Consider the following 11,794-nt stretch of genomic DNA (forward strand, 5'->3'; position numbering starts at 1 on the left):
CAATACGTAATCGTTGAATAGAAAAATAGTTATCATTGAAAAAGGCTCAATCCTGAACTGGATTGAGCACTCATTCTCTTTTTCATGGCTACACGATCATTCAATTATTCATCACAAGTTTTCACCAAGAATATAGTGTGAAAACCAAGACAAATTTTGCTTCATAATCGTGGCGTTGACGCCCGGATGGTCAGAGCTATATGCCATGTCTTTAAATACGATCAATTCGGTTTCTACACCCATCTCTCTCAGGCCTTTGTATAGCTCATAAGCATTTGCTATTGGGACTCTAGCATCCTTCTCACCGTGCTGAATTAAAGTAGGTGTGGATGCTGATTTAATATAGGTCATGGGTGATGTCTGGGCATAAATCTCTGGATCATTCCAGGGGTTATCACCTAAATACATACTTGTAAAGTAAGGGAGGTCTGTATGTACGTAATTTGTACACCAGTTTGTGATACCTCCACCTACCGAAATAGCTTTAAAACGATTGCTAAACGTAGAGCAGAAGGCTGATATATACCCACCGTTACTCCACCCCATCACACCTACTCGCGCTTTATCTACGATTCCTTTTTCAATGAGGGCGTCCACTCCTGATATCACATCATCATAGTTAGCCATTCCAAGCGTTCGGTAGTTTGCTTTTAAAAACGTATTTCCATATCCTGAGCTGCCTCTATAGTTTGGCTCTAGTACGATAAAACCCTTTTCAGTAAAAGACTCAATCGAATACTTTCCGTTAAAGCAGTCAGAGAATAGAGGGAACGATGCCCAGTTTGGACCACCATGAATGATCAGCAATAAAGGGTACGCTTTATTTCGGTCAAATGCTATTGGCGTTGATAATACACCCTCAATTTCAACGTCGTCGCTCGTTTTCCATGAAATGATCTCTCGATGACTTTTGAATTTTCCATCGAACAAGCTATTTTCGTTCGTTATTTTTTGATCATTCCAATAGATTTCGAATAATTCACCTTCAACCGCCTTATTGTAAGCGAGATGTTCACCATCTCTTGTACCAGAGGCCTCTAGTACAAACCCTTCTTCACTTAACGTATCAACCCCTCCGTCTTTAGACAACAGCCCAATGCAATAATTCGTTCTATGTTGCCAGCGTATTAAGATACCTTTAGAGGTCCAGTCCAGTGGTACGGGCATAGCATCAAGAGTGGATAGGGGTCGAGTTACCTCTCCGTTATGGAAATCGTAAATCTCTAATGTACTATCCTGTATGTGGTTTTGGTAATAATCCTTTCTTCTCTCGCTTGCCGAGTAACAGATTTTATGACCCTCAGGAGAAAAACAAATACCCTCACCAAGCATTTTATCTATAGGAAGTTTTTCTACTTTCCTCTCTTCTAAATGAAGTAGGTACAACTCTCTGTTTATGTAATCTTCCATCTTGGAGGTTGGAGCAGCGATTAATACGGCCTTACTTCCATCATTTGAAAGCGCGAATTCGTGAATATGAAAATCCTGACCGTCAGTTAGTTGATTTGGTTGGGGTTTCTGATCAATTGTCGTATAGCATAAACAATTGTTTCGATATTCCTTCGCGACCTCATAGAAGTGTTCATATAAGGCCTCCCGTTTTACAGGTTCTTTGGCCTGTGCAAGGTAATAAAAACCTTTTCCAACGGCATCCCATTTAAACTCATTTACCCCTTCGACTTCATTCGTTATTTGTACTTCGCGATTATCCTCGATGAACTGAACAAAGATCTGATTGTTCTTGTCGTCATCCCCTCTAAGATAGGCGATGGATTTGGAATCTGGTGACCAACTAGGAGCCGTACAGCTTGTCCCACCAGCTGGCAGCTGATAGCTCTTCCTGTTTTCTTTTTCATAGATCCAAATATTATGATCATACAGATTTTCTTCCCAATTAGCTGTTCTTCTGACAAATGCGATGCTTTTCCCATCGTCACTTATAGTTATTCCTGATAGAGAAGGTATGGAAACGATCTCTTCTATATTTAAATATGCTTTTTTATTTACTGTCATTCGTAAATCCCCTCTAACTCATAAAAACTTATAACAGAGCTCTTTAAAATGACAAAAACCCCCTTTAGATCATCATATCTAAAGGGGGTTGACTTCGCAATTACTTTATAACCATTAATTACCTATTATTCAACTGTTACAGACTTCGCTAAGTTACGTGGCTTATCTACGTCACAGTCGCGGTGTAATGCTGCATAGTAAGAAATTAATTGTAATGGAATTACCGCTACTAACGGAGATAGATCCTCATGTACTGGTGGTAATACATAGCGGTCTTCTTCTGTTTCAAGACCTTTCATTGAGATAATACATGGATTTGCTCCACGTGCTGCTACCTCTTTTACGTTCCCACGAATACCTAAGTTAACATGCTCTTGTGTAGCAAGTGCGATAACTGGTGTGTTGTTTTCGATTAAAGCAATTGTTCCATGCTTTAACTCTCCGCCTGCAAATCCTTCTGCTTGGATGTAAGAGATCTCTTTTAATTTAAGCGCTCCTTCTAATCCAACGTAGAAGTCTACTGCACGACCAATGAAGAATGCATTGCGAGTTGTAGATAGATACTCACGAGCAATTGCCTCCATTGTTTCTTTGTCATCACAAAGTGCTTCCATTGCGCTACCTACGATCGCTAGCTCTTGAACAAGATCAAACGATAGCTCTACGCCACGCGTTTTAGCTGTTACAGCCGCTAGGATTGATAAAACAGCGATTTGAGCTGTGTAAGCTTTTGTTGAAGCAACCGCAATTTCAGGACCAGCATGTAAAAGAAGCGTGTAATCTGCTTCACGAGAAAGTGTAGATCCTGGTACGTTTGTGATTGTTAATGCTTTGTAGCCAAGCTCTTTTACTTGAACAAGTACTGCACGGCTATCTGCTGTTTCACCACTTTGTGAAATGAAGACAAATAGTGGCTTCTCAGATAGAAGTGGCATGTTGTAAGAGAACTCACTTGCTACATGAACTTCTACAGGTACTTTCGCCCATTTTTCAATGAACTGTTTCCCTACAAGACCCGCGTGATAGCTTGTTCCGCATGCTACGATATAGATACGGTCTGCTTCAGTCATCGCTTGTGAAATGCTTTCATCGATGTGAAGCTCGTTGTTTTCATTTTGGTATTGCTGAATAATTTTACGCATTACTAATGGCTGCTCATCAATTTCTTTCAGCATGTAGTGAGGGTATGTTCCTTTTTCAATATCGCTAGCATCTAGCTCAGCTGTGTAAGGAGCACGTTCTACTACTTCACCGTTTAGCTTTTTAATTGTTACCGCTTCTTTTGTTACAATTACAAGTTCTTTATCCATTAACTCAACGTATTGATCTGTTACTTGTAGCATTGCCATCGCATCACTTGCTACTACGTTGAAGTCATCTCCTAGACCTACTAAAAGTGGACTTTTGTTTTTTGCAACATAAATTGTTTCTTTATCTTCGTTATCTAATAAAGCAAGCGCATAAGAACCTTTTAATAAAGCAACTGTTTTACTAAAAGCCTCTTCTGTTGCTAGGCCTTCTTGTGAAAATTTATCAACTAATTGAACGATTACTTCTGTATCCGTTTCACTTACAAACGTTACGTCTTGAAGGTACTCACGCTTTAAGATGGAGTAGTTTTCAATAACACCGTTATGAACAAGTGTAAAACGACCAGATGTACTTTGGTGTGGATGAGCGTTCTCTTTGCTTGGTACACCGTGAGTTGCCCAACGAGTATGTCCAATACCAGTAGGTGCAACAACAGATTCGTCTACGATTGCACGTAGATCAGCAATGCGACCCTTTTCTTTGAATAGGTGTAATCCTTCATCGTTCACTACTGCAATACCAGCTGAATCGTATCCGCGGTACTCTAATTTTTCTAATCCACGTAATAAGATTTCTTTTGAATCCTTCGTTCCAATGTAACCTACAATTCCGCACATAGTTAAATCCTCCTTGAAGGGACCAGGGGGCTAAGAAAGCGGGCTTCCTTGCCCCTTTCCATTCATTTTCGTTATCTGTTTTTGTTAACCATCGAACTGCATTTGTACAAAGGGTCACCCCTTTGCTTTTTACAGAACGTTACGGTTGTGGTTGGTTCAACCGGGAGGCATCCGCCGATACTTCGATAAACCTCCTCCTCGTCAACTAAGCTCATGGTCGCTCCAGCTTAGTTCAGGCGCTTTTAAAGTTATATACAGGTTGTTCTCTTCTCTCCTTTGGAAAAAGTAAGAGACGAACATTTTTTATATTACAATAGCACATAAGAAAACGTCAAATATTTTCTTAAGCGCAGTTGCTGGACACATACTAAGGATGTTAATAAATCCCTTCTTTTTGCATCTAAAGTGCGAATAAAAGAGACAAGGTAGCCATAGAATGTTCCAATAATATAAAAATATGCATAAGCAGAAAAGTTTGTTCCTGCTTATGCATGGTTATTACCGATCATTTTTATAATCGGACGTATGAAATTGTGCTTATTCTAAGCCCATTTCTGCTTTTACTACCTCTACAATTCGGTCCACATAGTTCTTGCAGTCTTCATCTGAAGGTGCTTCCACCATAACGCGCACAAGAGGTTCTGTTCCTGAAGGACGTACAAGCACACGGCCATTTCCAGCCATTTCAGCTTCTACTTCTTCAATTACTGCTTTCACCTTCTCATTTTCCGTTACGTGATGCTTATCCGTTACTTTTACGTTAATTAAAAGCTGAGGATATTTTTGCATCTCTTTTGCTAACTCAGAAAGAGATTTTTTCGTTACTTTCATGATGTTTACAAGCTGAATTGCTGTTAACATTCCGTCACCTGTTGTGTTGTAATCAAGGAAAATGATATGACCAGACTGTTCGCCGCCTAAGTTATATCCTTTTGCCTTCATTTCTTCTACAACATAACGGTCTCCAACAGCTGTTTGAGCGCTGTCGATTTTATTTTTCTCGATCGCTTTGTAGAACCCTAAGTTACTCATAACCGTTGAAACGATCGTATTGTGCTTCAGACGACCATTTTCGCTTAAGTACTTCGCACAGATGAACATAATTTGATCACCGTCTACGATCTCTCCGTTCTCATCCACTGCAATTAAACGGTCGCCGTCGCCGTCAAACGCAAGACCTACGTCTGCTCCCTTTTCTTTCAAAAATGCAGCTAGCGTTTCTGGATGAGTAGAACCCACACCATCGTTAATATTCAGTCCGTTTGGTGAAGCACCCATTGTTGAAATATCCGCTTCTAGATCGGCAAATAAGTGTGCTGCTAGTGATGATGTGGCACCGTGTGCGCAATCTAGTGCAACGTGGATCCCTGAGAAATCCTCATCAACCGTTTGTTTTAGGAATTGAAGGTATTTTTGACCACCTTCAAAATAGTCATTTACTTGTCCAAGATCTTTTCCGACCGGTCTTGGTAAGGTATCCGTCTCTGCATCCAATAATGCTTCGATTTCAAGCTCCTGATCATCAGATAGCTTAAACCCGTCTGGACCAAAGAATTTAATTCCATTGTCTTGTACAGGGTTATGAGAAGCTGAAATCATTACACCTGCTTGCGCGTCCATTACTTTTGTTAAGTAAGAAACACCTGGCGTTGAGATAACGCCTAATCGCATAACTTCCGCCCCTGTTGATAGTAGTCCTGCTACAAGAGCTCCTTCTAACATATGACCAGATACGCGTGTATCACGACCAATTAATACTTTTGGTCTGTCCGCATCCTTCGTTAAAACGTACCCTCCGTAACGGCCAACCTTAAATGCTAATTCCGGTGTTAATTCGCTATTCGCTATACCGCGAACACCATCTGTTCCAAAATACTTACCCATCTATTATTCGCTCCTTTGTCACCATGTGTAACAATTATTGTTTTTCTTGCTGATCTGAAGTGGACTCATCAGGTTTTACCGAATTAGAATCACTTGGCTTATCGCCCTTATCTCCTCCAGCTGGAGGCGTAGTTGTTGGTGTGTCAGGCTCCGTAACTTTCACCTTTGCTTGCTGAGGTGTTGGCGTTGCTTTTACACCATCAGGGACCTTGACTGAGATCGGAACGGTCGTTTCACCGCTCTGGACACCACCCATATCAATAGAGAGCTGAATATCTCCAGCCTGCAGTGCGTTAATTATTTTTTCGCTCCCTGTCACTTCCACATCTACTTTTCCATCAGAAGGTGTCAACAGATCGTAATTAAAATCAGAAGATGTATTAGCTAACGACACACTTACACCTTTTAACGTCTTTGTGATTGTTTTATCTTTTGGTTCCTCTGAACCGGTCGTTGGTTTATCAGGAGAAGGTGTTGACTGTTCTGTTTGATCGCCCTGTTCATCATCACTTGGTGACTCTGAGGATGGCTCATCATCTTTCTTCTGATTATCCTGTTCTGTTTTATCAGCTTGTTCATCTGTTGCTGTTTCTTCTTTTTTCTTAACTTCTGCTTTTATCGTGACTTTAGAAGGTGCTATGCTTGTTACCCCTTCAGGAAGAGGCACATCAACAACAAACGTTTTTGATTTTTGCAGCTCACTTATGTCTACTTCTATGTCATCAATAAAATCAATTTTCGAGAGCGCTTCTTCCGATCCATAAAGTTTAACCGTACCAGGAGTGACTTTTAAATCCTCTAACACTACTCCATCAGGTAGATTTCCCGTCGTTTGAATTTTAACAGGAACTTCTTTGCTGTGAGTAGATACTGGTATCGTAACATCCACATTGGACGGATTAATTTGCACGTTAACCTTATTTAAATTTCGATCTAATGCAATAACCTGTGCTTTCTTCTCAATTGTTTCAGACGTATCATCAGAATCATCTAGCTCTACAACAGCTTTTACATAAGCAATACGGTTAATTTGACTTTGCGCACCTGAAATTTGTACTCTACGAGGCTCTACAATAGCCTGGCTTGGTACGTAGCGTTCCTTAAATTTCGATGTATCAAAGCTCGCTTCTACAGAAAACTTCTTCGTTACTTTTTCTTCAATCGTAACGTTCGCATATTTCGGTTTAATTTGAACACTCACAGTGTTTGGAATATTTTTATACTGCATTTCAACCTTGTGAGTTCCACCTACGTATTTATTTAAGTCCACATAGACTTCATAATCTTTTTTAAATTTAGTCGACGTCACGTCTCCTACAGGACCCTGTATCGTTAACGTAGCGTATTCAGGAACTCCTGTCACAATCTTGTTTTTGTCATTATAATAAGCTCTCACCGGAACATTGGTGATTGTTTCGGTTTGGTAGTTAATGTTCGATTCAGTTTGACTAGCACTTGGCTTATCTGGCTCTTCCAAATTTACAGACATATATAGTAGTAAGGCGAGTAAAAGAGCAACAATCTTCATAACCCAAGGACTATTCATGAATTTATCCATCTTTTTTCCCCCTCCACTGCCAACGAGTTGAGGAAGAAACACGGGTTGATTTTAGCCACTCGCTCGTTAATAAGTCTCTTAACTTATCGACACTTAATTCTCGATGGAGATCACCATTCTTTGTAACTGAAATATTGCCTGTTTCCTCAGATACAACAACTGTAATACTATCTGTTACCTCACTAATACCAACTGCGGCACGATGTCTCGTTCCCAGTTCCTTTGAAATAAAAGGACTCTCTGAAAGAGGCAGATAACAGGCTGCCGCCGCGACTTGATTTCGTTGTAAAATAACAGCTCCATCATGAAGAGGTGTATTTGGAATGAATATATTAATTAATAGCTCAGACGTTATGTTTGCATTCATCGGGATACCAGTCTCAATATAATCTTCCATACCTGTCTCCCGCTCAATAGAAATAAGGGCTCCTATACGCCTCTTAGCCATATAATCTGTCGCTTTCACAATGGCCTCGACGGTTCTCGTACTTTCATCCTCTTCACTTCCATTACCTCGTGAAAACAAGCGTCCTCGCCCTAACTGTTCTAGAGCACGACGAAGTTCCGGCTGGAAAATAATAATTACGGCTAAAAATCCCCATGTTAACGCTTTGTCCATAAGCCATCCTAGGGTTTGTAATCCTAAGAAACTACTGAGGAATCGAACCACTACGATTACAACGATACCTTTTAAAAGCTGTACAGCCTTGGTACCACGTATAACCATAATCAGCTTATATATAACAAACCAAACAAGGAGAATATCAACTACTTTTCCTAGATAACTAAGGATTGGTAGCTCTCCAAACGATGGCATTCTCTCACTTCCTCTTTGTATGTAATAACTACATAAAGCAATAAAGATAACTGTTTTATTATAGCACAAAACCTTGGTAGATGCGGTAATACTTCCCCTTAAGACATAAGCACTAATTTGCCACAGAAGAACTAGCCCTTAGACTCTAAGTGACCACTACAATCTCTTTATTGTTATAAACAAAAAGGATATCTCTTAGTCATTTATTTGCAAGAGATACCCCTATTTCTTATTTACTTTCCACTAGCTTAACTGCGCTATGGACGTTGGATTTTAGGTTATACCAAACCCATTCAAAGAGCTCATCTAGCACGGTAATTTTCCCTGTTACTTCACCGGCAGATGCCATATAGCGATGTCCATTCACTACCGTAACGTCACCGTCTACTTTTCCTTCTATTTTTATATCACCGTTTCTCACAATGACATTTCCTTTAATCGTCTCACCCTTTGGTACCGTAACCGTTTGCCCATTAATGACCAGGTTAGGCTGCTTGGAAACTGAAAAATCATGATCATTTTTCCACGTAGAAAAAAGACTTCCTACCATGAGCATCACAAAAAGTGACGATGCTGTAAGGAGTGGGTGTGATCTAAACCACTTGTTTACCTTTGCTTTTTGCGTTTGCTTTGGAAGGCTGTTCATCACATTTAGCGTGAAATCACTTGGTGCTGCTACATGAGAAGCACTTTGTACAAAAGCAATCGTCCGTTTTAATTCCTTCATATGCAATTGACACTCTTCACAGCTTTTGAGATGTTCTCGTAATATCTGCTCATTTTCTTTTGTGATGTCACCATCTAGATAATCGTGCATCATTTCAGTGTAATTGCCTGAGCAATTTTTCATTATTTATTCACCTCTTATAAATCACGAAGTCGATTTCTCAACGCTTCTCGTCCTCTGTGTATTCTCGTCTTTACAGTACCTATCGGCAAGTCTAATACATCACTAATTTCTTTTAGCGATAGTTCCTCAATATATTTCAATACAATAGCAGATCGATATTTCTCGGGTAGATTCAGAATTTCTTGGTCAATCTTTTCGTTCAATTCATGATTCTCAACCTCTTCTTCTGGAAGAGCCTGATCTGCCGCCAATTGTGAATACATATCTAGACCTTCTGTTCCTGGTACTTCAGCATCTAAATAGTAATCTGGCTTCTTTTTTCGGATGCGATCAATGCACAGATTTGTTGCAATACGATATAACCACGTCGAAAACTTCTTTGATGTATCATAACTATGGATATTGATGTAGGCCCTAATAAAAGCCTCCTGAGCAGAATCCTCCGCCTCGTGCCGATTTCCGAGCATGCGATAACATAGTTGAAATATCTTATCTTTATAATATTCCACTATGTCAGCAAACGCGTCTTGATCCCCTTTTTTAACTTGTTTTATTTTTCTCTTTATGACTAACTCCATTAATTTTTTACCTCCGCCCATTGCGGGTATATGCGTTTTTACGTAACAGCTTCAATAAAGTTTCATGATTCTTTATTTTTATTTTATCAAAAAATAAAAAAAGATGTTTAAAAATCCTAAATTTGGATATTACATTACTAACTTACTTTAGGAGCGTGGGGAAATATGGGTATCGGGGAAAAGCTTTTAGCAGAAATTGAAAAATGTCGAGTGGCTATGATTCAATCAGCAGCTGCAACTTCCTTTTCAGCTGACAACGTAGTAGCACTTAGTTCACAGCTGGATCATCTATTGAACCAATATGACCGTCATATAAAAGAGGGCTATTGAGATTTTCTCAAAGCCCTCTCTTTTTATTTAAAGGAGCTTGTCTCCTAGTAAAGATCCGATCAAAGCAACCGCAACGGTAGCCGTTTTATTTTTTTCATCTAAAATTGGATTGACTTCTACAAATTCAGCTGATGTAATGACTTCTGCCTCGGCGAGCATTTCCATCGCTAAATGACTTTCTCTATAACTAATTCCCCCAATTACAGGTGTACCAACCCCTGGGGCATCATGAGGATCTAAACCATCGAGGTCAAGCGATAAATGAATACCGTCCGTTTTACTTTTTAAGTACTCAATTGTCTCTTCCATTACTTTCGTCATTCCCAAACGATCAATTTCATGCATCGTATACACTTTGATCCCTTTTTCTTTAATAAGCTCTCTTTCACCTTCGTCTAATGATCTAGCACCAATAATGACGATGTTTTCAGGCTTAATTTTAGGTGAATATCCTCCAATAGAGGTCAATACTTCATGACCAAGGCCCAAACTAGCTGCTAAAGGCATTCCGTGGATATTGCCCGATGGAGAAGTATCTGCTGTATTTAAGTCACCATGTGCATCATACCAAATTACCCCAAGATTCTGATAATGCTTTGCGACACCTGCAAGAGTTCCAATGGCAATACTATGATCTCCACCTAGAACAAGAGGAAACCTGCCATTTTCAATCACTTCATCTACCTTTGCAGCCAAGGATTCATTTCCTTTTGCAACCGCTTTTAAATTTTTCAAGTTTGTTTCCGGATCTGTATGATAACGCTCACCTAAACCTATTTGAATATTGCCTTCATCTTGTACGGCAATACCTAATCGTTCAATGCGTTCGACAATTCCAGCATAGCGAATTGCACTCGGCCCCATATCGACGCCTCTTCGTGTTTGTCCTAAGTCCATAGGTACCCCAATTACGGAAATGTTCTTTATCATGTGAGTTCCTCCTCTATCTCCTATAATGGTATTGTACCTATTTTATATGGAGTAACTCAACTCGACATTTTTTTGAATATATATGCAATTCAAACTAGAAAACTACAGCATCTCCCACTTAAAATATACATATTTTATAGATCGTAAAAAGGGATATAAAAAAACCTTAAGTCTAGTCAGACTTAAGGTAATATGTATGATTGATGGTGGAGCCTAGCGGGATCGAACCGCTGACCTCCTGCGTGCAAGGCAGGCGCTCTCCCAGCTGAGCTAAGGCCCCATATAAAATTGGAGCGGAAGACGGGATTCGAACCCGCGACCCCCACCTTGGCAAGGTGGTGTTCTACCACTGAACTACTTCCGCAAAATGAGCCATGAAGGATTCGAACCTTCGACCCTCTGATTAAAAGTCAGATGCTCTACCAACTGAGCTAATGGCTCTAATGGCTGGGCTAGCTGGATTCGAACCAACGAATGACGGAGTCAAAGTCCGTTGCCTTACCGCTTGGCTATAGCCCAATCATTATGAATAAAATAAATGGTGGAGGGGGACGGATTCGAACCGCCGAACCCGGAGGGAGCGGATTTACAGTCCGCCGCGTTTAGCCACTTCGCTACCCCTCCACAATATAAGTGGTGCCGGCAAGAGGACTTGAACCCCCAACCTACTGATTACAAGTCAGTTGCTCTACCAGTTGAGCTACACCGGCTCTGTTTAGATGGCTAATCTAAAATGGTGGAGGATGACGGGATCGAACCGCCGACCCCCTGCTTGTAAGGCAGGTGCTCTCCCAGCTGAGCTAATCCTCCGTAATAACTATGTATAATGTAAATGGTGACCCGTACGGGATTCGAACCCGTGTTACCGCCGTGAAAGGGCGGTGTCTTAACCGCTTGACCAACGGG

At 40.4% G+C, this 11,794-nt stretch carries 9 protein-coding genes and 7 tRNA genes; 1 reads left to right on the plus strand and 15 read right to left on the minus strand.

The window, feature by feature from the left end; all coding sequences use genetic code 11:
• Positions 1 to 111: 111 nt before the first annotated feature.
• From AMD01_RS21235 to sigW, 7 genes are all read right to left on the minus strand, one after another.
• Positions 112 to 2,013: a S9 family peptidase gene (locus AMD01_RS21235; RefSeq protein WP_053403459.1), complete on the minus strand. Its 1,902-nt coding sequence runs from the start codon at positions 2,011 to 2,013 to the stop codon at positions 112 to 114.
• A gap of 125 nt (positions 2,014 to 2,138) precedes the next feature.
• The gene (glmS, locus tag AMD01_RS21240; protein WP_053403460.1) at positions 2,139 to 3,941 is read right to left on the minus strand and encodes a glutamine--fructose-6-phosphate transaminase (isomerizing); all 1,803 of its coding nucleotides are present in this window, start codon (positions 3,939 to 3,941) and stop codon (positions 2,139 to 2,141) included.
• Between the two features lie 537 nt (positions 3,942 to 4,478).
• Complete coding sequence (gene glmM / locus AMD01_RS21245; RefSeq protein WP_053403461.1) at positions 4,479 to 5,825, minus strand: phosphoglucosamine mutase; 1,347 nt, start codon at positions 5,823 to 5,825, stop codon at positions 4,479 to 4,481.
• Positions 5,826 to 5,859: 34 nt separating this feature from the next.
• Entirely contained in the window at positions 5,860 to 7,383 is a 1,524-nt protein-coding gene (locus AMD01_RS21250; protein ID WP_053403462.1) for a CdaR family protein, read from the minus strand.
• Positions 7,376 to 8,200, minus strand: coding sequence for a diadenylate cyclase CdaA (gene cdaA / locus AMD01_RS21255; protein WP_053403463.1), 825 nt, complete (start codon positions 8,198 to 8,200; stop codon positions 7,376 to 7,378). Before cdaA ends, AMD01_RS21250 begins: the two co-directional genes overlap by 8 nt.
• Before the next feature lie 229 nt (positions 8,201 to 8,429).
• A complete protein-coding gene (locus tag AMD01_RS21260) occupies positions 8,430 to 9,050 on the minus strand; it encodes an anti-sigma factor family protein (RefSeq protein WP_053403464.1) in 621 nt (206 codons plus the stop codon).
• Between the two features lie 14 nt (positions 9,051 to 9,064).
• A complete protein-coding gene (gene sigW / locus AMD01_RS21265) occupies positions 9,065 to 9,628 on the minus strand; it encodes an RNA polymerase sigma factor SigW (RefSeq protein ID WP_053403465.1) in 564 nt (187 codons plus the stop codon).
• A gap of 165 nt (positions 9,629 to 9,793) precedes the next feature.
• On the opposite strand from sigW, the gene AMD01_RS23770 reads away from it, so the two are divergent.
• On the plus strand, positions 9,794 to 9,958 hold the full coding sequence (locus tag AMD01_RS23770; protein WP_083446659.1) for an aspartyl-phosphate phosphatase Spo0E family protein: 165 nt from the start codon (positions 9,794 to 9,796) through the stop codon (positions 9,956 to 9,958).
• Positions 9,959 to 9,985: 27 nt separating this feature from the next.
• On the opposite strand, the gene rocF is transcribed toward AMD01_RS23770, so the two are convergent.
• The 8 genes from rocF to AMD01_RS21305 form a co-directional block, all read right to left on the minus strand.
• A complete protein-coding gene (gene rocF, locus AMD01_RS21270; RefSeq protein WP_157052814.1) occupies positions 9,986 to 10,885 on the minus strand; it encodes an arginase in 900 nt (299 codons plus the stop codon).
• Positions 10,886 to 11,092: 207 nt separating this feature from the next.
• Positions 11,093 to 11,168 (minus strand) — tRNA-Ala (locus AMD01_RS21275).
• Between the two features lie 9 nt (positions 11,169 to 11,177).
• Positions 11,178 to 11,252: transfer RNA gene (locus tag AMD01_RS21280), tRNA-Gly, on the minus strand.
• A 4-nt stretch (positions 11,253 to 11,256) separates the two neighbouring features.
• Positions 11,257 to 11,329 (minus strand) — tRNA-Lys (locus AMD01_RS21285).
• A 3-nt stretch (positions 11,330 to 11,332) separates the two neighbouring features.
• Positions 11,333 to 11,407: transfer RNA gene (locus AMD01_RS21290), tRNA-Gln, on the minus strand.
• 20 nt (positions 11,408 to 11,427) lie between these two features.
• A tRNA-Tyr gene (locus AMD01_RS21295) sits at positions 11,428 to 11,512 on the minus strand.
• 10 nt (positions 11,513 to 11,522) lie between these two features.
• Positions 11,523 to 11,598, minus strand: a tRNA-Thr gene (locus AMD01_RS21300).
• A 24-nt stretch (positions 11,599 to 11,622) separates the two neighbouring features.
• Positions 11,623 to 11,698 (minus strand) — tRNA-Val (locus AMD01_RS21305).
• Positions 11,699 to 11,794 lie beyond the last annotated feature (96 nt).

The sequence above is a fragment of the Priestia koreensis genome (genome assembly GCF_001274935.1).
Lineage (GTDB): Bacteria > Bacillota > Bacilli > Bacillales > Bacillaceae_H > Bacillus_AG > Bacillus_AG koreensis.